This window comes from Reticulibacter mediterranei (assembly GCF_016587455.1).
The window spans coordinates 4,203,547-4,226,707 of the sequence record NZ_BNJK01000001.1 but is presented as its reverse complement, the minus strand read 5'-3'; the positions used below and the strand labels follow the sequence as shown (position 1 = coordinate 4,226,707).

Annotated in this window: 15 protein-coding genes; 13 read left to right on the top strand and 2 right to left on the bottom strand. The window is 56.9% G+C overall.

What is annotated here, in order from left to right; all coding sequences use genetic code 11:
• Positions 1 to 87: 87 nt before the first annotated feature.
• The 11 genes from K3T83_RS18230 (at position 88) to K3T83_RS18180 (ending at position 14,607) form a co-directional block, all read left to right on the top strand.
• Complete coding sequence (locus K3T83_RS18230) at positions 88 to 783, top strand: gamma-glutamyl-gamma-aminobutyrate hydrolase family protein (RefSeq protein ID WP_220204382.1); 696 nt, start codon at positions 88 to 90, stop codon at positions 781 to 783.
• Between the two features lie 215 nt (positions 784 to 998).
• Entirely contained in the window at positions 999 to 2,885 is a 1,887-nt protein-coding gene (locus K3T83_RS18225; protein ID WP_220204381.1) for an alpha-amylase family glycosyl hydrolase, read from the top strand.
• 168 nt (positions 2,886 to 3,053) lie between these two features.
• On the top strand, positions 3,054 to 3,890 hold the full coding sequence (locus K3T83_RS18220) for a gamma-glutamyl-gamma-aminobutyrate hydrolase family protein (protein WP_220204380.1): 837 nt from the start codon (positions 3,054 to 3,056) through the stop codon (positions 3,888 to 3,890).
• A gap of 173 nt (positions 3,891 to 4,063) precedes the next feature.
• A complete protein-coding gene (locus tag K3T83_RS18215; protein ID WP_220204379.1) occupies positions 4,064 to 4,738 on the top strand; it encodes a hypothetical protein in 675 nt (224 codons plus the stop codon).
• A gap of 294 nt (positions 4,739 to 5,032) precedes the next feature.
• Positions 5,033 to 5,932 (top strand): aldose epimerase family protein, encoded by a 900-nt coding sequence (locus tag K3T83_RS18210; RefSeq protein ID WP_220204378.1) that lies wholly within the window; start codon positions 5,033 to 5,035, stop codon positions 5,930 to 5,932.
• Between the two features lie 323 nt (positions 5,933 to 6,255).
• Complete coding sequence (locus K3T83_RS18205; protein ID WP_220204377.1) at positions 6,256 to 7,323, top strand: LacI family DNA-binding transcriptional regulator; 1,068 nt, start codon at positions 6,256 to 6,258, stop codon at positions 7,321 to 7,323.
• A 667-nt stretch (positions 7,324 to 7,990) separates the two neighbouring features.
• Positions 7,991 to 9,343, top strand: a complete 1,353-nt coding sequence (locus tag K3T83_RS18200) for an ABC transporter substrate-binding protein (RefSeq protein ID WP_220204376.1) — start codon at positions 7,991 to 7,993, stop codon at positions 9,341 to 9,343.
• Positions 9,344 to 9,455: 112 nt separating this feature from the next.
• The gene (locus K3T83_RS18195; protein ID WP_220204375.1) at positions 9,456 to 10,382 is read left to right on the top strand and encodes a carbohydrate ABC transporter permease; all 927 of its coding nucleotides are present in this window, start codon (positions 9,456 to 9,458) and stop codon (positions 10,380 to 10,382) included.
• 16 nt (positions 10,383 to 10,398) lie between these two features.
• Positions 10,399 to 11,298, top strand: coding sequence for a carbohydrate ABC transporter permease (locus K3T83_RS18190; RefSeq protein ID WP_220204374.1), 900 nt, complete (start codon positions 10,399 to 10,401; stop codon positions 11,296 to 11,298).
• 28 nt (positions 11,299 to 11,326) lie between these two features.
• A complete protein-coding gene (locus K3T83_RS18185) occupies positions 11,327 to 12,913 on the top strand; it encodes an alpha-amylase family glycosyl hydrolase (protein WP_220204373.1) in 1,587 nt (528 codons plus the stop codon).
• A 650-nt stretch (positions 12,914 to 13,563) separates the two neighbouring features.
• Entirely contained in the window at positions 13,564 to 14,607 is a 1,044-nt protein-coding gene (locus K3T83_RS18180; RefSeq protein ID WP_220204372.1) for a hypothetical protein, read from the top strand.
• 573 nt (positions 14,608 to 15,180) lie between these two features.
• Here the strand turns inward: K3T83_RS18180 and K3T83_RS18175 are convergent.
• Together K3T83_RS18175 and K3T83_RS18170 are read right to left on the bottom strand one after the other, a co-directional pair.
• Positions 15,181 to 16,989 (bottom strand): serine/threonine protein kinase, encoded by a 1,809-nt coding sequence (locus tag K3T83_RS18175; protein ID WP_220204371.1) that lies wholly within the window; start codon positions 16,987 to 16,989, stop codon positions 15,181 to 15,183.
• Between the two features lie 15 nt (positions 16,990 to 17,004).
• Positions 17,005 to 17,508: a hypothetical protein gene (locus tag K3T83_RS18170; protein ID WP_220204370.1), complete on the bottom strand. Its 504-nt coding sequence runs from the start codon at positions 17,506 to 17,508 to the stop codon at positions 17,005 to 17,007.
• Positions 17,509 to 17,987: 479 nt separating this feature from the next.
• Here K3T83_RS18170 and K3T83_RS18165 point away from each other — a divergent pair, with 479 nt between their 5' ends.
• Complete coding sequence (locus tag K3T83_RS18165) at positions 17,988 to 21,026, top strand: type IV secretory system conjugative DNA transfer family protein (RefSeq protein WP_220204369.1); 3,039 nt, start codon at positions 17,988 to 17,990, stop codon at positions 21,024 to 21,026.
• Complete coding sequence (locus tag K3T83_RS18160; RefSeq protein ID WP_220204368.1) at positions 21,010 to 23,043, top strand: replication-relaxation family protein; 2,034 nt, start codon at positions 21,010 to 21,012, stop codon at positions 23,041 to 23,043. The genes K3T83_RS18165 and K3T83_RS18160 overlap by 17 nt, the downstream gene beginning before the upstream one ends.
• Positions 23,044 to 23,161: the final 118 nt, after the last annotated feature.

Here is a 23,161-nt window from a genome sequence, read left to right as displayed (position 1 = left end):
TCTCCCCTCTTCTTCTCTCCTACCTCAAGAGGAGAAGGGCGGTGAGGGATCGCGGCCCACCTCGACAGGCTCAACGAAGGGATGCACATGAGCCACCATCGCCCGATCGTCGGAATCCTCGTTTCCGACCCGACGGACAAGAACGGCTACCTCGAAGTCACCCAGGCGGCCGGGGCCGAGCCTCGGGTGCTGCCGCCGAACCCGAACCTCAACGCGCTTCAGGGCGTGCTCGGGGTGCTGGTGACGGGCGTCGGGCCGACCGGCCGCAACGTCCACCCGGCGCTCTACGACCCCAGCGTCACCCCCGACGCGTCCATCCCGGACACCGACATCAACGCCGACCTCCAGGCTCTCGTGTGGCTGAACATGTTCCGCAGGCTCCGCGTGCCCGTCGCGGCAACCTGCCTCGGCCACCAACTGTGGTGGGTTCTCTGCGGGGGCCGGCTGAAGTCCGGCATCCCGGGCCACACGGGTTCGCAGCCCAACGAGGACACCACCACGACGGCGGTGCTGCTCACGCCGAACTCCCTGCTCGCCGAGGTGGCGGGGAGCATCAACCTGGACGTGGTGTGCATGCACTCCCAGGGGGCAGCGCTGCCTCCCACCCCTCCGGGGCTGATCGTCACGGGACGCAGCAACCACGACGGCGAGATCCACGCCTTCGAGAGCGAGGAAGACCCCGTCTGGGGTACTCAGTTCCACCCGGAGAAGATGCCGAACTTCGGCACCCGCTACTACGAGGCGCTGTTCGAGCAGTGGCAGCAACTGCTGACGCAGCGCTAGCGCACGGCTGATCTACCATGATCGCCCCACCTGGCAGGCCGTCGGGTGGGGCGGTCGCGGCGTGCAAAGCCGACACGTTCGGCCAGCACGCCTCAAAACTTCCACTGCCCCTGATCACACAGTAACGGCAGCACGGAGACGGGAAGCGATTTGCACCACTGAGTCGCTCACCCGGAAACACCATAAAGTTCCATCTCATCGTCGCGAGGAGCGAAATGACACCAACCTTGTCGGGCAACGCCTTGCTCGCAGCTAACAACAGGCTCCCCTGGTGGGCGTCCGGTACCTTCCTTGAGATTCGCCCCGACGCGTTCTACGAGGCGAAGAGGTCGGGGCCGGGGGAGAACTACATCGGAACGGGCAACTTCAAGGGCATCACCGAGAAGATCCCGTTCCTCGCGAAGTGCCACGTCAAGGCCATCTGGATGACCCCCTTCCTGGAGGACGATGGCACCGACGGCGGCTACGGAATCACCAACTTCCGCAAGATCGACTCCAAGTACGGCACATTGGAGGACCTGAAGGAGCTGGTGCGGACGGCACACCAGTACGGCATCAAGGTGCTCATGGACTGGGTGCCGTGCCACACGTCCAAGCTGCACCCCTGGTTCCAGCAGTCGCGCCAGCACCCGCGCGGCAAGTACGGTGACTGGTACATCTGGGACCCGAAGGGAGAGGGGAACGTCCTCTTCCCCGGCCCCGACGGTCGACTCCACAAGGTTCGCAGCATCCTCCCCAACTCCGAGAACAAGCGGATGGTCCTCGTTCGCGTCGGTGGCCGGTGGATGCGCGTCCCCGCAGAGTGCTGGGCGTTCGACGACGTGCGGCGTCAGTGGTACTGGCACCGCTTCAAGCACACGCAGCCGGCGCTGAACTACGCCAACCCGGAGGTCGAGGCTGAGAACCTCGGCAACATGCTCTACTGGCTGGATGAGGTGGGCATCGACGGCTTCCGGGTCGACGCCGTTCCGTTCCTCATCTTCAAGCCTGGCACCTCCCACGAGGATGTGGACGAGGTCCACGACTGGGTGCGGCGGACCAGGGAGGCGATCAAGGCGAGGTTCCCCGACGCCCTGCTGCTCTGCGAAAGCGATCTGCCCGAGGAGCAGATGCGGGGCTACCAGGACGGCGACCAGTTCGACGCCTGGTTCGGCTTCCGGGAGAGGGTGGCGATGGACCTCGTGTTCGCCATGCGCGACGCCTCCCCCCTGGTGGACCTGCTGCTCAATCGTCCCCAGGTGCTGTTCGGCCTGCTCGTCCTGCTGATCGCCAGCAACCACGACGACCACCGGGCACAGTGGGCACAGTGGAAGCTGACCCCCACCGAGATCCTGGAGATCCTGCGCAAGTTCTACGGCGACGGGGTACGTGGGGAGCCGTTCGCCAACGACGCGGTCGTGGGCAACCTGGCCCAGATGCTCCTGTGGAACAGGAGGCTCATCCGGCTGTTCAACCTCATCAGGATGATCCTGCCGGGCGCGCTGATCGACTACTACGCCGATCTCATCGGAATGGGCCACCACCCCCTGCTCGCCAAGGGCGGCGGACCCACCGGCGACCGCCGGGAGGGTGTACGGACTCCCATGCAGTGGACCCCTGGTCTCAACGCCGGGTTCTCGCAGGCGTCTCCGAACGACCTGTACCTCCCGGTGATCAACACGATTGACCTGGACGTCCTCGAAAAGCGCGGGGACTACCGCGTGCGCAACGTCGAGGCTGCCCTGGCAGACCCCGGCTCCATCCTCCACGAAACGATCAAGCGCAACGAGCTGCTCAGCCGCACGCCGCTACTGGCCCTCGGCCACGTGCAGCCGCTGCTGGGTCTGGGTCTCCCCGGCCCCAGGGAGGATGGGGCCATCCCGCAGTTCGGCGTTGCCCGTTACCTCGACGGACACAACAAGGCCATCATCGGCGCGTTCAACCTGTCCGAAGACGACGCGCCGTTCTCCAGCGAGCTGCCGCGTGAACTGGCGCGGTTCCGCAACTCGAAGATCCGAACCCTCTCGGGGGGACGGGTCGTCGGGCAGCTCAACAAGATGAGGCTCGACATCTTCCTGTCCGGGGAAGGAGGCTCCCTGTTCGAGATCGGATACGACGACTGACAGGCTGGCTACCGCACCGATCAGAAAGAACCATGTCCGTGCCGGGCTTCGCTCAGCATCGCACGAGGCCCGGCACACCACCCGGACATAACAGATCCCATCCAGCAGACTCCGGCCATTCAGTCCGACAGCGAGGACGTCCGGGGCAACATAGGGAAGAGGTAGGTAGTGAGGAACGAAGCAGGAAAGGGCCGTCGCCTCAGCAAGGTGCTGACCGGCGTTTCGGCCGCTAACACGAGGCCGCAGATAGGAATCGTCCCCGCAACCTTCGACCTGATCGACGACTACGCGGTCGCGGTCGAGCACGCGGGCGGCGAGCCGGTCGTGATCCGGCGCAACAAGAGCGGACACCGCCAGCTCCTGGAGATGGACGCCCTGCTGATCACCAGCGTCGGCGTCCTGAGCGGCTACGACCTCCCGGAGCGCTTCTGGACCGACGCGCCGGAAGACGACTACTGGTGGGAGGGCAACGACCCCGAGGGCTACCGGTTCGAGCAGTGCGAGTGGCTGTGGGACGTGGTCCGCTGGGCGTGGAAGCGCAAGGTGCCTACGCTCGGGGCGGGCCTCGGTGCCCAGCTCATCGCCATCGAGGCCGGCGCCAGCATGGAACGCCACGTGGCCGGCCACGAGCGCGAGCACCCGTACATGCCCGAGGGCGGCGTCTCCCAGCGCCTCAGGATCGAGCCGGGAAGCTGGCTCGACGCCGTCCGGCTCACGCCGCCGGACCCCGGCGAGATGGTGGCTCCCGGGTCTCTGGACTCCGACCCGGAGATCAAGTGCTCGCACCACCAGGCCATCAAGCTCCCAAGCCGTCCCGGGAGGCCGAACAAGGGAACCCTCCAGGTGGTCGCCTGGACCGAGGACGACATGCCCCACGCGTGGGCGCGCTGCGACGGGCAGGGCGTTCCGAGGCAGTTCGGAACCCTGTGGGAGCCTCAGCACGAGGAGGACGCCGGACTCGGCGCGGGGCTGTTCACGTGGTTCATCCGCCAACTGGGTCGCTAGCCCACCACGACTGCCGCCACTCCTGATTCGTCAGCAGCAGCGGCAGTACGGAGGGTTCTGACCCACACAGATGCAGGCGGCGGTCGCTGAAAACGCACGAGGGAGGCCAGCGACCGCCACCTGTACACCTACTCTCACAAACCCGTTCATCAGGAGACAACACAGGAGCGACAGTGAAAAACATCGATCAAGAAGGCGTTCAGCGGGCCTTGCCGATCATTCGGCAGCGCGCCCAGGAAGCGGGAACGGCCTCCGACGTGACGGAGCGGGCGACGCGGGGTGCCAGGGCGCTGCTGCCCGGTGAGATCTTCGGTCAGTCGGTGCCCCAGCCGAGCACGCTCTGGCTCGAACTCGCCATCGCCTACCGGTCCACGCTCAACGACGACGGCGACGCACTGATCCCGACCCCGGGCATGGAGGAGATCATCCCCGACCTGCTCGCCCTCGCCGGCTGCGAGCCGGAGGTGCGCTGGCCCATCCTACGGGAGAGGCGTGCAGCCCTGGTGAGCCAGCCCCGCACTCCGCTGGAGCAGAGCCTCATCAGGCTGCTGGCGAGCGCGGGGACCATCGTCGAGGCCCAGCACAGCTCCCTCAGCATCCGAATCACCTCGCTGTTCCAGGAGATGCCTGACCACGAGATCCAACTCTGGCAGCCCGCCAGCGGCGCGTGGATCAAGAGCGGATCTGTCGAGGTCGCGGTGCTGACCACCCCCGAATGCGAGATCACCGCCGTGGAGCTGCGGCTCTCGCAGAGCATGTGGCGGCTGCCCTCCGTCATCGGCAAGCCGCTGATCGCCCAGTTCCAGGCGCAGCACCGACACCAGCAGCGGCGTCGGCGGCAGTACTGACCAACCGCGTGTGCCCCCAGCGAACGACGCTCCTGCCGGGGGCACACGCAGTCGCACCACACTTCAGCTCCAGAATCGTACAGCATCGGCGAGTGGCCCTGGCTCCTCCACGGCGGATCAGAGCCAGGGCCACCGCCCAGTCAAGGCACAACTACTGAGAACGAGGGGCGATCTCCCCTCCTCTCGAACTGGCAGTCATAAGTACTATCAGGACTGTCGCTTTGAGAGGAGAGGTGATCGCCCCTCGTTCTCACAACAGGCACCGGAACAGTCCCGGTGCCAAGGAGGAAGAACATGGACAACGCGCTTCAAATCGCCAGCGGGCCAGTACAAGCCATCGTTCGGGCAGGCGCACTGCACAGCTTCTCGGTGGACGGACACGAGTTCCTGCCGCCATTCGACGGCAAGTACGCGGCGGGAAGCGTTCTCAGCCCGTTCCCCAACCGCGTCAACGGCGGACGGTACCAGCACAACGGCACCTCGTACCAGCTCCAGATCACCGAACCCGGCAACCAGAACGCCCTGGCCGGGCTGCTCGGGGGCAAGGAGTGGGAGGTCGTCGGCCACCAGCCGGACGCCCTGACCGTGAGGACGACCCTGGACGGAAGCGACGAGGGATATCCGTTCCTGGTATCCATCGAGGTTTCCTACGAGGTGTCAGCAAGCCAGATCCTGGTGACGACGAAGACAACGAACACGGGGAGCCGACCCGCGCCGTACGGCGTGGGCTTCCACCCGTACGTGCAGGTGCCGGGAACCAGCCTGAACGAATGCACGCTGCTGATCCCCGCGGCAAGCATGCTGCCGGTGGACAACCGGCAGATCCCGCTCGGGACGAAGGAGCCGGTGGCAGGAGGCAGCTATGACTTCCGTGCTGCCAGGCCTATCGGCGAGACGGTGATAGACCACTGCTTCACTGACCTCACCAAGGAGCCTGATGGCTTCAGCTACATCTCTCTGAGCGCAGGGAGGGCAGCGATCACGCTGTTCATGGATGTGCCCTTCCTTCAAGTCTACACGGCGGACACGCTGCCGCCCGACGGCTACCGCCGGGCTATAGCGTTGGAGCCGCAAAGCTGCGCTCCAGACGCATTCAACAACCACATGGGACTCAGCATCCTCGACCCCGGCGACCAGCACATCGTCACGTGGGGTCTCCGCGTGACTCGTTACCCGGTCGATCGCCGTCCGTGACCCCATGACCCCGTGCCCCGGTGGACGCGCCACATCCACCGGGGCACGGGTGGTCGCAAGTCCTGGAAACAAAAACACAGACAATTAAAGCCCCTCTTCCTCTCTATTATTGTTCGCCCCTTTTTTTATATCCGCTTCGTCATGATGACCAGACATCATTTAATCATTTATATAAAGCATTGTCCCTCAATAGGTCCATTTTTGAATCTGGTTAGCAAAACGGTTGACATCCGAAACGTTTTGGATATATACTTATTCATATCCAAAACGTTTCGGATGGTGCGAAACCATCCACGTAAAAGAAAGGAGGAAGCGCCAGATATATGCACACCATCCATGATGTTGCGAAAGCAGCAGGGGTTTCGATCACCACTGTTTCACGTGCGCTCAATGGATATGGTGATGTCAGCGAGAAGACACGCCAACGGATTGTGCGCGTTGCGAGAGAGCTGGGCTATCACGCCAACGCAGCGGCACGCAATCTGCGCGGAAAAAGAACCGATACCATTGCTTTTGCCCCGTACCTTTATATTGAGTCTGAGTCAGAGCCTTTTGTAAAGGAATTTATTGGGATGCTGGCCGTTGACTGCTTTGAACACAATCTCAGCTTGCTTGTAACCCTGCCATACCCGGAACAAAGCATGTCTGAAATGTATCGCAAGCTGACCAACTCCAGCAGAGCCGATGGGGTTATTCTGGCACACGTTCAGCCCGAAGACCCGCGGATTTCTTTGCTTCAGGAGATCGGTATGCCTTTTGTGGCCTTTGGCCGCAAATTAGACGAAACCGATCTTTCCTATCCTTTTATCGATGTCGATAGCCGGGCAGGTATTCACAAACTGGTCAGTTACTTATACGAACAGGGACACAGACGGATCGCATACCTGAGCAAGCCTTTAGAGGCGTCCTATGTCTATTTCCGCAAGAGTGGATATCTGGAAGCGTTGCAATCCTATGGGTTGGTAGAAGACCCACATCTGATAATCATGGGTCTGCAAAACCAGCAGGATACGTTTCAAGCGGTAGAGCGCGTGCTTGCTCTTCCAGAGGAAGAGGCACCCACCGCGATTGTCACCAGCAATGACTGGCTGGCATTATACGTACTCTCAGCCTTACGAGCGCAGGGCAAAGCAATAGGGAAGGAACCGGGACAGATCGCGGTTGCCAGTTTCGATAATCTTTCTTTTGCGGCCTTTGTCGATCCCGCACTCACAACCGTACGTCAGCCAACAAATGTACTCTCAAAACTGGCTCTGGAACTGCTGGTCAGCATTCTGAAACAGGAGGCCGCACCCCTGAAACAGCTAGAAGATCCGACCTTCCCAGTCACGCAGCTTGGTCCAGAACAATTCCTCGTCGAGCCAGATTTAATCGTGCGCAATTCAGCCTGAGACGCTTAGTTTTTCGATACAACTTTGTTCTTCCATCCAGGTCCGAACTTAAAAGAACGGACGAACTGAGGACATGACTTCTCGACGTATAGAGAAGCTCGATCCAGTAGCATAGCATTCCTTTTCGCCTGGAACCTGTTAGATCGAAGGCGGCTAATTTTTCACAGACTCTCTTTCAAGGAGGAAACGGAGCATGAGACAACAACGCAAATACATTCTTTTTCATCTTCGTGCCATTACCACGCGATCAGTGATAATGCTTGTACTGCTCAAGGCGTACCTTTTTTCGGCGCAAACCTTGCTGGACTCACACAAGACCTCACACCATTTACACGGCTCACCTATAATCGACACATTGATATATCGAGGCGCAGCAAGTCACACGATGGCTTGACAGTTTCCCTGGTTAGCATGATGACCAGTTTTTGATCAGGAAGAACTGCTATCCAGCATCTTTTAGCTCTAGCGATAACACTCTATACACACGACTGGAGTGTTCGTGAGCTGGTGGAATATATGATGATGCTTTTGTCGAACGCCTAAGTAAGGACCTGCGGATGACAGTGTATCCTACCAAGCGCATGTGTGAAAATACAAGAGCTGATCATATGCTCTTCCAGAAATAGATATCTATTTTCTTTATGTCATTTTTTGAAAGGGGATCATTATGTTTTCCGAGCAACGCACAGAAATGGAAGAGAGTATTCGTAAGATCCGCAACGGGCGCATCAACCGCCGCACCTTTCTAGAGCGGGTTGGAGCTGTGGGCCTGAGCAGCGCTGCCGCACTATCGTTGTTGGAAGCCTGCGGAGGTAGCAGCAATAGCACCGGCGGCACAGGAAGTTCGACAAGCCTCGTCTGGCTGAGTGAGCAGGATGCTACCGGCACCTACGTCGCGCTGGTCAACGAGTTCAATCAGTCGATCGGGAAGCAGAAAGGTATTCACGTTACCTCGCAGCAGGTCGTCAGCACCGACGATTTGCTGGCACGCTACAATAATATGCTGCGCGCCCGTAGTGCCAGTGCTGATGTGATGTCCATCGATATCGTCTACCCTGCTCAGTTTGCGGCCAGCCAGTGGACAGTACCGATCACAGAGGCGCAGTGGCCGACATCCGAGCGCGAGAAGTATCTGCCGGGTCCAATCCAGGGCTGCACCTACCAGGGCAAGTTGTGGGCGGCACCGCTGCGTACTGATCTGGGCGTAATGTACTATCGCAAGGATTTGATCTCACAAGCACCGGCAACCTGGGACGATCTGGTCAAATCTGCCAAAGCTGCGTCGCCCTCGAAAATCAAATATGGCTACGTCTGGCAGGGTGCACAGTATGAGGGATTGGTCTGCGACTTTGTCGAGGTACTCTACGGCTACAACGGCTCCATTCTCGACCCCAACGATTCGACGAAGGTTACAGTCAACAGCCCCGAAGCGAATCAGGCGCTCACTGAGATGGTAAGTTGGATCGGGACGATCTCTCCGCCAGCTGTGACTACCTATAAGGAAGAGCCGGCTCGTACCGTCTGGCAAAACGGCGATGCAGCCTTTATGCGCAACTGGCCATATGCTTATGCATTGGGCAACGATCCCAAACAGTCGAAGGTCGCGGATAAATTTGACATTACCTCGTTGCCCTATGGAGGAAGCGGCACAGTAGGACATTCCACGATTGGTGGCTGGAACCTGGCGACCAATGCCTATTCTAAAAACGCCGATGCCTGCTGGGAGTTTATCAAGTTTATGCTGCAACCGGAAGCACAGAAGAAACTGGCCCTCAACGCCTCCCTGACTGGAGCATTGCAAAGCATCTATAGCGACAGCGATGTGCTGGCCAAGCAGCCGCTATTTAGCAAGCTGGGACCAATTCTCAAAAACGCCCTGCCACGCCCGGTTTCGCCGCAATACAGCGATGTCTCCGACGTTATTCAGCGCAACGTCTATCAGGCGTTGAAGAAGCAGGTCAGCGTCTCTGCTGCATTGAGCAATCTCGAAAAAGATCTTCAGGCGGCCATCAAAAAATAAACCGCTGATTATGGAAGTGTGAGGAGGCTTGCTTCCCCACACTTCTCTTCTCATAGGATTTGACCTCGCATGGCCTCTCGCGGCCTTGCAAGAAGAGAAAAGAGATAGTTGTATGGCAACACAAAGCATTCAAAAGCCCTCAAATGACGGGCTGACGCTGCTAGAACGCATCCAGGCACGCGGTGGCTTTATGCCCTATTTTCTGGTTCTGCCAACGATGCTGGTGATTCTGGCTATCGGCGTCTACCCTATGCTCAATTCGCTCTCGATTAGCACCGTAGATAATCCCTTGATTGCCAGCCCTCAATTCGTGGGATTGGCAAACTATACCCGGGTGCTGGGTGATCCAGTCTTCCAGAGCGCTGTTCGTACCACCCTGATTTTCACCGTCTTCAGCGTCATCCTGGAGATGCTGCTGGGTCTGGGCGTTGCATTATTGTTGCATAAAAATTTCCGGGGACGCGGACTGGTGCGCGCCTCGATCCTGGTGCCCTGGGCCTTTCCCACCGTTGTCTCGGCTCAGATGTGGCTCCTGATGTATAACGATCAGGTGGGTATTGTGACCACCATTCTCCAATGGTTACATCTGTTAGCTCCAGGCGATACCTTGCTGGGCAGCACAGGGGGCGTCATTGTTGCCGCGCTGATTACCGATATCTGGAAGACCACGCCGTTTGCCGCGCTGCTGCTGCTCGCGGGCCTTCAGGTGATCCCTGCGGAACTCTATGAAGCGGTCAGTATCGATGGTGGCTCGCGCTGGCAAAAGTTCTGGCACGTTACAATTCCTCTTATCAAGGCTCAACTATTGATCACCTTCCTTTTCCGCTCTTTAGATGCCATCCGCGTCTTTGACCTGTTCTATGTCTTTGGTGGACAGGCCACGCCCTCTATGGCCTCGTACGCCAATATCAAAATGTTCGCGGGCACGCCTGGCGATTTTGCTCCCGGTGTTGCTGCCGCCGTCGTAGTGTTTCTTTTCGGCTTGATTATCAGCTTGCTGGTCGTTGCGGCTATGCGCGACACGTTACAGCAGGCATAGCAAAGGAGAAGGTGGCATGGTTGTACAACAGCGAACCGCCCGCGTTGAGCAGAAGAAGGCTGCAAAAAACGAGAGCAACGACCGCCAAAAGGAATGGCTAGGAACAATCGGACACTATATCGCGGTCTTTTTCGTCGTGTTTCTGGCGCTGGCTCCGCTCTACTGGACCTTTATTACCTCGGTCAAAAATGGCGTGGAGATGTTTGTTTCTCCACCGACGCTTTTCCCACATAGCTTTGATCTGAGCAATTACGTGCAGGTGATCAATTCAGCGTTCTTCCTGCCAACGCTCAAAAATAGCGCCGTGATCGCGCTACTTACCACACTGATCTCGCTACTTTTCGGCATCTTATGCTCGTATGCTCTGGCACGTACGCGCTTTCTGGGAAAAACTGTGGTACTTAGCACAGTGCTTTCGGTGAATATGTTCCCATTTATCGCTATGGTGGGTCCGCTTTTTGTGCTTTTTACCAGTTCGCTCTACATCTACAATACCTACATGGCTCTGATCATTCCTGATCTCCTGCTGACGCTTCCGCTGACGATCTGGTTTTTGAACTCATTTTTCCGTGAGATGCCGATAGATCTGGAAGAGGCGGCCCGTGTCGATGGGGCATCGCGCCTGCGCACACTCTGGGAGATACTGATTCCCCTGGCTGCTCCTGGAGTGTTCTCGGTCATGATCCTCTCCTTTATTGCAGTATGGAATGACTTTCTCTTCGGCTTTACGCTGACGAGCGACGAACGGGCGCAACCGGTCACAGTTGGCATCACCCATTTCAGTTCAGAACATGTCATCGCTTACGGGCAACTGGCGGCGGCTTCGATCATCGTCACTGTCCCTCTGGTGCTGATGGTATTGCTGCTCCAACGTCGCATTGTGGCAGGACTCACAGCGGGAGCAGTCAAAGGCTAAAACGATTCATTCGGATGGAGGAAAATACATGCAGCCGTCATGGTGGCAAACCGGCGTAATCTATCAGATATATCCAAGAAGTTTCCTGGACACAAATGGAGACGGGATCGGCGATCTACCGGGCATTACCAAAAAGCTCGACTATTTGCAATGGCTGGGAGTCGATATTCTCTGGCTCTCGCCTATCTTTCCCTCTCCTATGGCGGACTTTGGCTACGATATCAGCAACTACTGCGATATCGATCCACTCTTTGGGACGCTCCAGGAACTGGATGTACTGGTGGAACAGGCACACAGGCGTGGGCTAAAGCTGGTACTGGACTTTGTGCCAAATCATACCTCGGATGAACATCCCTGGTTCCAGGAGTCTCGCAGCAGCCGCGAGAACGAGAAACGAGACTGGTACATCTGGCACGATCCAGCACCTGATGGCGGCCCTCCCAATAACTGGACCAGTTTTTTCGGCGGTTCGGCCTGGGAACTTGATGCGCAGACAGGCCAATACTACCTGCATATGTTTGATGTCAAACAGCCCGATCTCAACTGGCACAATCCACAGGTTCGTCAGGCAATGTATGATGTCCTGCGCTTCTGGCTGGATCGTGGCATTGATGGCTTCCGCGTCGATGTGCTCTGGTTGTTGATGAAGGATGAGCAGTTACGCGATAACCCGATCAATCCCGATTGGAGGCCCGGCGATCTGCCCGAACAACGCCAGTTCAGACTCTACAACGAAGATCAGCCCGGCGTCCATGCAATCGTGCGCGAGATGCGCAGTGTGCTGGATACCTATGGAGAGCGCGTGCTTATCGGCGAGATCTATCTCCCGATTGAACGACTGGTCCATTACTATGGCGAGTCGCTCGATGAGGCACATCTGCCGTTCAATTTTCAATTGTTTTCGCTTCCGGGCTGGGAGGCAGCAATACTGCGTCAGGTAATTGATACCTATGAGAGTCTGCTCCCGGCTGGTGCCTGGCCGAACTGGGTATTGAGCAACCATGATCGTCCACGCATCGCTACGCGGATTGGGAAAGCCCAGGCGCGTGTGGCCCAGATGCTGCTGCTGACCTTGCGTGGCACCCCAACCTGCTACTATGGCGACGAGCTAGGCATGGAAAACGTTCTCGTGCCTCTTGAGATGATCCATGATCCACAGGGCAAAGAGTATCCAGCACTGAGTCGCGACCATGCACGCACACCGATGCAATGGGATACAAGCGCGAATGCAGGCTTCAGCTCATCCCATGTAACGCCCTGGCTGCCAGTATCGGAGGATTACCGGACCAACAATGTCTCCGTATCACGCAAAAACATACGCTCGTTTCTTATGTTCACGAGAACGCTGATAGAACTACGACGCCTGCTGCCAGCGCTCAAACTGGGTTCTTATCAGTCGATAGAGCAGGATAACCCCTCATGTTTTGTGTATCAGCGTGGGTATCAGAAAGAGCGCTATCTGGTGGTCTTGAATTTGTCCGACGAAAAGCAGGTCCTGAGCCTTACTGGGAAAGGCCGGGTGCTGCTGACAACCTACATGGATTTTGAAGGCACGAGAGATCTGGCAGAGCTTTATCTTCGCGGCAACGAAGGCCTGCTGATTGAGATCCTCTGAACAGAATCGAACACCACAACACCTCCTTCACTATAATGAATTTGAACCAATAAACCGGTAATGTGCAAGCGGTTGTAGTCGAGCGATTTATCGCGGGGGAGATAGCGCAACAATCGCCCTCCTCGCGATAAATCGCTCGACTACAACCGCTTGCACATTATACTTATGCAAATCAGGTGCAATTTTTTCATTTCCGCACCAATTTGGCGCTATGCAACCATTATTCATTCCCATAACGAATATATATGATATTTAAGAGTTATAATGATTAAAAGCGCTCCACAGGCTGATCTATAGCAAGCAAGGGTTGCTTTTTGGTAAAAAGCATGGTACAGATAAAAATAAGAAGCATGCATAAGTTAGTCGATCGACTACTTATGTTAGGCGAAACGCCCTCCGCCGTTACAATCGGGCCGTTGGGTTTATTGATCCTGCTCATCCACCGTCAAGCCAAAAGGAGCCGATCACAGCGCTCAGCATGGTAAAGCTGTAATTGCCTACCAGAGCGAGAATCAGGGCAGGGAAACCTGTTGACCTTCTCCCATTTCTTATCATATCTCCATGCAGAGGCAAGTGGAGCAGGGTAGTTTTGTGTTTATCCTCCTGCCTCGAACGCACCAATCAACCTCCTTCAACCGATTGGAGCAACGATGAACCTCCTCCCGTTCATCAGCCCGTTCAAGCAAATATGCCAGGCCGCCAGGGAAACGTCCGGGGCCATCAACGGCCAGCTGGACAACATCGTCCAGCGCTGGGCGATCCGACTCATGTGCGGCGTGCACATCATGGCCCTGTTCGTCGCGTGGGCCGTCCCGCAGTCTCCCTCGAAGAACGCGCTCATCGCTTCGCTGGTCCTAGCCGGCTTCGCTGTCCCGGCAACCTGGACGGCGGCGGCGGTCGGGCAAAAGAAGCTGCGCCACAACGATTGGCGCGACCACATAAAGGCGCTCTACTTCCTGTGGGTGCCTCTGGCGGCGTTCTTCGCCTACTGGATCGGCGGCATCACAACCCAGGCGTGGTACGGCGGAAGGCTGAACACCGCCTACTACATCACCTCGCTCGCCTACGCCCCCTTCGGCTTCATCTTGCAGTGGAAGCTGGCCGGGCGCGTGAGCAGCAACGCGAGCGCAAAGCTGGCAGCGGCGGTACAGAAGATCTCCCGCGTCCAGCGCGTCATACTGCATCCCATCGTGGGAACGTTCAGCGTGGCGCTGTCCGTGATGCTGCTGACCCTCCTCATCACTCACGGCGTAATAGCGTACCTCCCGGTGTTGCTGCACCAGGAGGACGGCTCACACCTGAACGCGACCATCGTGCTGTCGAGCCTGAACTCGCTGGTCATCCTGTGCATCACGGTGCTGTGCCGCCTGCGCCGTGCCATTCCGGAATACCAGGAATACATGCGGGCCGCTACGCGAACAAAGCTGGAGACGCGGATAGCACGCGTGGCCCTGATTTTCGTGACCTCCAGGGCTACCTTGAACGGTACGCTGATCGCCGCCATCATCTACGGGGCCAGCTTCGCCACCAGCCAGTGGTTGAGCGCAATGGGGGTCGCTCCAGCGCTGGCTGTGTACGGCAAAGAGGGGGTCTCGAACACCCTCTGGTTGCTCGTCCCGGCCATCACCTCGCGCGAACCGAGCGGTGAAGAGGGCACGCGCCTCGCTCTCAAGCGGTTCGTGAAGAGGGGCTAAGGCTCGGCCGAATGAGGGGGCGCGGTGCAGGCAGGCGCCGCACCCCCTCATTCGATACACCACAGGCAAGCTTAAAAACCTTTTAGATCAGTACAACAGGACATATACCCGTCCATCTATCAGGCTATAGTTCTGTGATCGCTCTGGTCGTAGCGATACGACGGGCGCAATGCAATTGCCATCCCCGATCAGGCGAGACATCGCCTCTTTTCCGCATGTGACCCGATAGCGTCGTACGATCTCCCCCGCGATAATTGGTGCATACAGGCAATTAAATGGGAAAAGGTGAGGAAACAAAGAATGCCCGGTCTCTCATAGAAACAATGGGAGTTTGGTGGAAGCCTCACGCTTGGCGCTACGGATGGGAAACATTCTCCGGGTTTCCCCGAATATGGCAGGGGCGATAGCTGGTCCTTGCCCCGTGACCCCACCGTGGCGTATGAGAAGCCAGGCGAGGATCAGCTATCGCCCCTGCCATATTCGGGTGACTTTCGCCGCTCCATCTACCAGGTACACCTATTATCCATGACTACAATATCATAGGAGATTACTACCATAACTTTTTCAACTGCATCATTTTTTCGACGATGAGCAGGGGAGACAAAGAAGAAGCACGCAACAGGTATTGACCGACTTCCCATTTGCTGACTTCCCATTTGCTGACTTCCCATTTGCTGACTTCTCATTCCCATTCCCGTTCGAAGAGGATGTCGCCGTTGCTGCCTGCGTAGGAGCGGTTGTAGGCGTTGGCTCTTGAGTAGATGCCGGAGCCTCTGTTGGGGTCGGTGTTGGTGTGGGTTTGGGTGTTGGTGTGGGTTTGGGCGTTGGTGTGGGTTTGGGTGTTGGTGCTGGTTTGGGTGTTGGTGTGGGTTTGGGTGTTGGTGCAGGTCTGGGCGTTGGCGTTGGCACCACAACGACAGGAACAGGCGTCGCGGTAGGAACTGACGTAGCGGGCGGGGTCGAAACTGGTATCGCTGGCGCAGGTGTAGCGAGAGGGGCGGTTGGAATAGCGGTGGGTGTCGCAACTAAGGTGGGTGTTGATGCTGGGGTTAGGGTTAATGCTGGTATTGGCGTTGGGATCGGAGTTGGCGTTGGGATCGGAGTTGGCGTTGGGATCGGAGTTGGCGTTGGCGTTGGGATGATAGCAAGAATGCTATCCCCAGACGACGCAACAGGCGTGATAGGGATCACGGTAACGGTGGGAGCCTCTTCCGTTGGTTTGGAAGAGACGGTCGGGTCGATAATCGTCACGGTAGTAGCGGTTGGCGTTATGTGAGAAGAGACGTGGCTGGCTTCGGCCGGGGTATATTGGGCAACTACAAATTGCGAAACCAGCCCGATGCCCAGCACAGACAGACCGGCAATGAGCAGGCCCGTTCTGATACGCCTCGCTAACTTGCTTTTTCCAAGTGGCCGAAGCGCCTGCTTGATCTTTGCTCCAAGTGGCCGAACCAGTTGCTTAATTTTTGCTCCAAACAAAAGCGCATAGCTTTTGATGAGATCCAGGTAGGGAAAAACACTTTTAGGAGCAGGAGAGACGGGCAAAATTACGGTATCATCGGTAGCCATCGCGATATTGACCAGTGCGCCGTTCAGCACCTCTACAAATGCCTCGATGCTAGCATGGCGCTCTGCGGGATCTTTGGCAAGCCCTTTGAGTATGGCAGTTTCCACAGCAACTGGAATGGCGCGATTATGGACGCGCAACGGCACGGGTTCTTCTGAAGTGTGTTTGAGCTTCCAGGTCGAATAAGCAGCAGCTGTAAAAGGTGGCGACCCCGTTAATAATTCATAGGCCAGACAAGCCAGAGAATACTGATCGCTAGCCTCGCTTGTCTGCCCACTAAATTGTTCAGGAGCCATATAGCAGGCAGTGCGCAAATCCGGGCGCGTATCAGGCGTGTTGCCTTCGACCAGACTTTCGAGCGTAAAATCTGCCAACAGCACCTCATCATCAATACCCAACAGCACGTTTTCAGGCTTGAGGTGAGCATGCAGAATATTCCAGGCATGAGCATAGGAGAGCGCCTCGCCCAGATGCACAATTACCTGCATAGCATGCTCAAGCTCAAGTGACAGAGCGGAGAGGCGGTTGCGTAGCGATCCATGAGCAGCATAGGCGCTGACGAGACAGGGATGACCACGCTCTATCCCTCCATCCAGCACAGAAAGGATATGAGGATGACGCAACTGCTTGAGATAACTCACTTCTTGCAAAAAATGTTCTTGCTCCTGCTCCTGTTCAAGGTTAATGGTATTGAACATTTTCACCACGACAGGCTCAAGGGTAGGATCGAGAAGGGACTGGGCAAGATGAACACTACTCGCTGATCTCTTGCCAATCTGAGCAATAAGCTGGTAGTTATTTAGAAATTGCGCCATAGTCAAAACCTCAAATCATCCGGCCTGTTGCGCAAGGGGAATGCGGGTGAGCAGATAGCCCCTACGATATAATGCCCGGACTGTCAGAGCAAAACCATTTTTTCGTAAGACTGGATTTACCCCCTGGCGCTCTTTTGCCGCCCGGCGCACGATCTTGAGTTCTTTCTCCAGCATATCCTGTCCCTGGTTGGAGCAGCGCTCAAGATGTTTATGCCAGCGAGCAATTTGAGGAGCGAGGATCTCTAGCATCTGTTCATAGGAAGGTGCCATCAGCAGTTTGCGGAAGATGGCCTCCGAACAGCGCAAACAGGCCAGCAGTTCGGCGTAATCGGCCCCATACGGCGCTCTTAGCAGCACGAAGAGCAGGCGGAAGGCGCTGCGAGAGAAACGGCACTGCGCACAGACGCGCCCATGTCCCAACAAGGTGACAATCCGTTCATCTGCATTCAACGCCAAAAAATATCCGGCAGGCAATGCAGGAACATCTTCGGGAGAAAGATAGACAAATTTTTGTCGCATTGTACCTGCTGTTCTCAGAACAACTACATCAGATACCCGGTTATAATCAGTCATGAGCAACTAATGGTATCATTTCAACAATTGATATTTCCACACGGAGAAACGGCCTTCAAGCAATACCCTGGGGAAAGCATAACAGACAGAAAGGCATGCTGGCAGTGGAAAACAGGGACAAAATAGAGAAACCTTCGCTGGACGAGAAAAATGTTGCCACTCTTTTGCGGCAAACTATGAAGGAAAATCTGGTCTCCAGGCAGGTACTTTTCATCAATGTGTCGTTTATAGTGAGTGTAAATACCTGTTGAAACTGCCTGTTGTAGTAGTGACCGGCCTTCAAGCTTCTTGCCCACCTGACCAGAAATAATCTCCTGGAGTAAAGCAGAACACCCGCATAATAAAAGGAGGGTGGCGCGCCCCTTTTCCCAGATGTGGCAAGGGATTTTCGCGCTGCTGATAGTGTGATGAGAACGATAAGAAATATGAGGTCAGAGATCCAGCCGCCTGAGTTTGCACAACCCCTGGCGCTGCATATCATTCCTCCACACAGATCGGGCAAAGCTAACCAGAAACAGCGGGATCAAGAGGTAGCGCTTGAGGCCGCGATGCAAAGCCTGGTGCTGGACCAAAAGCATCCAGTTGCGCTAGAGCTGGCAGGGACAGCAGAGCGCCGCAGCTTTATTGTACGCGCTACCAGCCAGACGGCCCTCTACCATGTCGAGGCACTGCTGCGCTCCCAATATCCGCAGCTTGGCGTTGAGCCGCTGCGGGCCTATGAAGACCCCTTTTTATTGCAGTCCCACGAAGATGTCTCTGCGATCGAATTGGTAGCAGGAGCGGCCCCATATATGCCGTTACGCTCGTGGCAGGACTCAAAACAAAAGCCCCAGGGAGAAGTTGATCCTCTCCTCGGCCTGCTGGCGGCCCTGAGCAAGTTGCCCGATGGCATGCGCGCCGTTACTCAAATCGGGCTGGTTCCCGCGCCCCCTAACTGGTCGAAGCCATATCTACGTAAATCGATTGAAGATGCGCTCGATCCCGAGAAACGCAAGGCACAGATCGATACGGCCAATGCCCGCGACGCAACGCAGGCCACCAACTGGGCGGCGAGCAAATCACCCTGGGAGAGCCTGAGTACGCCGGTCGTTCTGATCCTGGGCGTCATGATCATTCTGCTTGCCCTGATGCAACGCTGGATTCCAGCCTGGGTTGGTGAGGCGTTCAAAAGATTGCTTCAGGGACAAGATCCCAACATTGGCGGCGGCCAGATCTTCCAGATTTTTGCGTTCTTTGTTGGTGTCCTGGTCATCGGTGGCTTGATCTTCCTTGCAACCGAGCGCATACGTGGCCTCTTTCAAGGAGAGATGTATGATACCAAGCTGGTCTCAGAGAAAACGTCGCGCATGGCCTATCGTGTCCGCATCCGCCTGTATGTGATCGGGCCTGCAACACGCTCTGTGAGCATTCCAACTGGTGAGAGCTATGTGGAGGGGAGAAGGGCTGGCCAGACATGGCAACAATTGCAGGCAGAGCGCCAGAACAACGAAGAGCGCCAGGAAGTGCTGCTGCGCCTGATTGCCGCCTATCGCCAATTTCACATCGCCAGCGGTGCATACTTTCTCCCCAAACAGATAAAGGCTACGGAGGCTCGTCGCCTGATCAGCCCTGAGATCAAACGTCCCGGTTATGGCTGGCATCAAGGTCTGGCGAAATCGCGCCACCTGATTGGCGTTGACGCGCTGGCGGCGCTCTGGCACATGCCCTCGTCGAGCGTGTTGCCTGAGCTGGCACTGGTGGAACAGCGTCGGTCGCGCACCCTGCTGATGTCGCCTGAGCTGGCGCGTTTATCGGAAGGATACCCGCCCATAGGCTATTCGGAGCATGGCGGCTACAAACTTCCTTTCTCTCTCAATCCGCAATTCTTCACCCTGCATACTCTGATCGGCGGCAAATCCGGCGAAGGCAAAAGTACCTTTATGGAGCATATCGCCCGCGATGCAATGGCACAGGGCGGTCTGGTCCTGATCGATCCACACGGGGACCTCTGCGAACATGCGCTACGTTCCGTACCAGACGATAGGGCCGACGATGTTGTGCTGATCGATCTCTCCGACCCCACTGCATCTACCGGCATCAATCCACTGGATATCACGCTGGGAAGAAATCGCGACAAGGCCATTTCGGACCTGCTCAAAACGCTCTCTAAGATCTGGGAAGAGGCCTGGGGACCACGTATGGAGAACGCGTTTGAGATGGCGTTGCGCACGCTCTTCGAGGCGAATCGCGTGCTGGTCGCCCAGGATGCGCAGGAAGGGCCGCATCAGCAGTACACCATTCTGGACGTGTTGCCCATTCTGACAAACGAGAACTTCTGTCACGCCATTCTTCAGCAGATTCAGGATGATTATCTGCATCGCTGGTGGCGCGAATATTATGAGCCGATGACCCTGATGCAACAGCGTGACGTGGTGATCCCGGTCCTCTCGAAAGTGGCAAAATTCGAGGGTATCATCGCTCGCCGCATCCTGGGGCAGAGTGTCTCCACTGTCAATTTCACACAACTGGTCGCCGAGCGGAAGATCATTCTGCTCAAGCTGGCAAAGGGCGTTGTCGGTGCCGATGTTGCCGCCATCGTCGGCGCCACGTTGCTTGGCCTGATTCAGCTCACGATGGAGGAACAGGGCAGCAAAGCGCTGGAGGAGCGCGTGCGTTTGCCAATCATCATCGACGAGTTCCAGACGATTGCCGGAGCCGATTATGGAGCGCTGGCCGAACTACGCAAATATGGTGCAACCTTCTTCCTGGCGACCCAATCACTGGAGTATCTGCAAAAGTTGGATGAGGTCCTGTTGCCAATGGTGCTCGCAAACGTCAAGCAACTGGTTGTCTTCCATATGAGCGCGCAGGACGCGGAGACGCTGTGTGAAGAGTTGGGCGTGGAGCAAGAAGATATCACCAACCTGAACATGTATAGCTGCTACGTCAAACTGGCATCGGGAAGCCGCCGCCAGCCGACCTTCTCGCTGAACGTCTCGCCGCCAGAGCCGGGAACGGGAACGATGGCAGACAGCATTCGCGCACGCTGCCGCGTGCGCTACACCTGCTCGGTCGATGTGATTGACGAGCGCCTGCGTGAAGCAATGGTCCGTAGCCTGCGCCTCGCGCCACCACCAATGCCCAAAGGCAAGAAGCGCCGCAACGCTGTTCCCACTGGAGCCATCAATCCGCCCGATGCTGTGATCTCGCTTCCGGCTGCACCCGTTCCACAACCTGAGCCACAGGCCAATGAAACAGAAGACCTTGTTCTTGCAGCAACCAACAATCCGGGAGGAGAGCAGCCACGCAGTCGCGGGCGTCGCGGGCGACGCGGCGGCAAAAAGGCGAAGAAAACCGGCACCGGAGGAACTACGGCGCTGGCCTTCAGCGATGGCTTTGACGATGATGGTTCAAACGATCAGCGCGAGCTGGTAAATCTCAATACACGCCGGGAGCGGAGCGAAGTAGATGATCACGCGCAATAGGACAACGGTCACGCCTCGTCCACGACACGAAACGGCGCGCTCATCAGTGAGCCACAAGATTATACGCTGGCTGCTGCGCTACCCATTTCAGCGCGTGGAGGATCTTACACTGGCCCTGGAGACGAGCGAGAAGACGGTTTACCGCCATCTGGCTCGTCTGGGTGAAGAGAAGCTGGTCGAACACATCACACCTTCATTAAGTGTGAAAACCACTTGTCGCCTCTATCATCTCACTCAAAAGGGTATTCTGGTCGCAGCCCATCAGGAGGAAACCAGTACCGACGCCAGCACCGATATCTATGAGCTGGCCTCCTCTCTCGCCTCCTATTGGAGGGCCGATGAGCAGGCGTTGTTGCCCCTGTTGCCTCGTCTGCAAGCGTTGTTACGCCTGCAAGACCTGGTCAATGGGCTGGTCTCCCAGGCTCCCGGCATGCTAGCGCACGCGGGCGGCCATCGCGCCGAGCTAGCCTGGCATTGGCGACGCGATTATTGCTACCCCTTTCTCGATCACGAACATCATTGGAACTATGAGGCCGATGCGGTTCTGTACTTTCATCGTAAGGCACAGACAACGGCAAAGGGCGAGGACTATTGCGCCCTGCTGTTTATCGATGCGGATCTGGCAAGCAACGATAATGTACGTCAGATCAGGCGTAGATTGGAGGCCGCGCTCCGATATCGCGCTCAGGTTGAGCGAGGATATCCGCAAGCTCCTGTACCCATGTTTCCGCCACTGATCGTCCTGGCACGCACTCAACGACAGCAGGAGATATGGCAACATCAGGCCACGCGTATTGCTAACACGTTACATGTGGCACCATTGATCGGTGCTATCGCCGTCGTTCCGTCAGAGCAATCGCTAGAAAACGTCTGGACCCTACCCTGGCAGAAATTGTCTATCGCGGCCTCCTGTCGCCTGCGCGATCTCTTCCTTCCGTTAGCCCGAGAAGCGCTGCCGCCCGGCCTGCTGCGCCCTCTTAGCGCTCCAGCGATACCAACAGATCAGCATCAGCCCCTCGTGCGAGGCGCTTTTATGCAAAGGGCCAGAACGGTGAGCTTCTCTCCTCAATTGGAAGAAGGTGAGCAAGAGGCGGTCTCGCTGCTGGGGCTGTGTTTTTCCCAGCGCCATGTGGAGATGCTGCATCTGCTCTATCGCTCTCCCTTATTGAGCATTGAGGAGATGGCGGCGTTTCTGAACCTGCAAAACGAAACGATCATTCGTTATCTCTATGAGCTACGACGTTATTCCTGCGTTGACAAGTATATCGTTGAGCAGGAGGAGCGATGGCATCTCTCGCCACGTGGACTGCGCTTTCTGGCAGCTTCGCGTCATGTACCACTGGAAGATATCGCAACACCAGAGCAGGAAGAAGAGCAAGGCGACATCATTCAGCGTGGCCTGGCTCGGCTCAAGCGTTCGCTTCCCCAGACGCTTGCGGCCTACACGTTTTTTTCTGCCCTGTCCGATGATATGTATGCCGGCAGCGAAAACGGGCAGGAGCACGGCACCCTCTGGTGGGAGATGGGCGGCCATTGCGAGCATCGCTACACCTATCGCAGCACCAGATATACGCTTCGGCCAACTGCCGCTTTTGTCTACAGGTCGTACAAAACAGACAAGGCAGACAAAGCGGGACAGAGGCGACTATCGGCCTGGGTCGAGTGGGATGGACTTGCCGCGAATGAACCCAATCTTGCTAGCAGGTTAGAGAACTATGCGCATTTTGTACGCTCGCGCGAATGGATTGCTGCTGGCCTATCAACCTTGCCTATGCTGTTAATCGTCACCACCGATACACGACGCGCAACGGCAATCACCGAACTGGTACAGCAACATCTGGCAGGAACCGGCATGATTGTACGCCTGACCATCGTAGCCAGCGTCGCCGCGCATGGTCCGCTCGCGAGTATCTGGCGGCAACTCCTTCCGGCTCCTGAAGAGAGTGCAGGGAGAGGCAATAAAAAGCGCGAACCCACTCAACGTTCCCTGCTTGATATGCGACAGCAGATGGTATAGAAAGTGGGGATACGCAATGGGCAGAGTTGTCAGGTCGTTTGGCGAATGTTATGATGAGTAGGTTATTTGAGTTCTTAATAGATAATGAGCGTGTCATAGAATGAGAATTCGTGCGAGA

What these genes read in the sequence shown, in the direction of transcription:
- K3T83_RS18230 (WP_220204382.1), top strand. Translation starts at nt 88, where the DNA reads ATGAGCCACCATCGCCCGATCGTCGGAATCCTCGTTTCCGACCCGACG.
- K3T83_RS18225 (WP_220204381.1), top strand. Translation starts at nt 999, where the DNA reads ATGACACCAACCTTGTCGGGCAACGCCTTGCTCGCAGCTAACAACAGG.
- K3T83_RS18210 (WP_220204378.1), top strand. Translation starts at nt 5,033, where the DNA reads ATGGACAACGCGCTTCAAATCGCCAGCGGGCCAGTACAAGCCATCGTT.
- K3T83_RS18205 (WP_220204377.1), top strand. Translation starts at nt 6,256, where the DNA reads ATGCACACCATCCATGATGTTGCGAAAGCAGCAGGGGTTTCGATCACC.
- K3T83_RS18200 (WP_220204376.1), top strand. Translation starts at nt 7,991, where the DNA reads ATGTTTTCCGAGCAACGCACAGAAATGGAAGAGAGTATTCGTAAGATC.
- K3T83_RS18195 (WP_220204375.1), top strand. Translation starts at nt 9,456, where the DNA reads ATGGCAACACAAAGCATTCAAAAGCCCTCAAATGACGGGCTGACGCTG.
- K3T83_RS18190 (WP_220204374.1), top strand. Translation starts at nt 10,399, where the DNA reads ATGGTTGTACAACAGCGAACCGCCCGCGTTGAGCAGAAGAAGGCTGCA.
- K3T83_RS18185 (WP_220204373.1), top strand. Translation starts at nt 11,327, where the DNA reads ATGCAGCCGTCATGGTGGCAAACCGGCGTAATCTATCAGATATATCCA.
- K3T83_RS18180 (WP_220204372.1), top strand. Translation starts at nt 13,564, where the DNA reads ATGAACCTCCTCCCGTTCATCAGCCCGTTCAAGCAAATATGCCAGGCC.
- K3T83_RS18175 (WP_220204371.1), bottom strand. Translation starts at nt 16,989, where the DNA reads ATGGCGCAATTTCTAAATAACTACCAGCTTATTGCTCAGATTGGCAAG.
- K3T83_RS18170 (WP_220204370.1), bottom strand. Translation starts at nt 17,508, where the DNA reads ATGCGACAAAAATTTGTCTATCTTTCTCCCGAAGATGTTCCTGCATTG.
- K3T83_RS18165 (WP_220204369.1), top strand. Translation starts at nt 17,988, where the DNA reads ATGAGGTCAGAGATCCAGCCGCCTGAGTTTGCACAACCCCTGGCGCTG.
- K3T83_RS18160 (WP_220204368.1), top strand. Translation starts at nt 21,010, where the DNA reads ATGATCACGCGCAATAGGACAACGGTCACGCCTCGTCCACGACACGAA.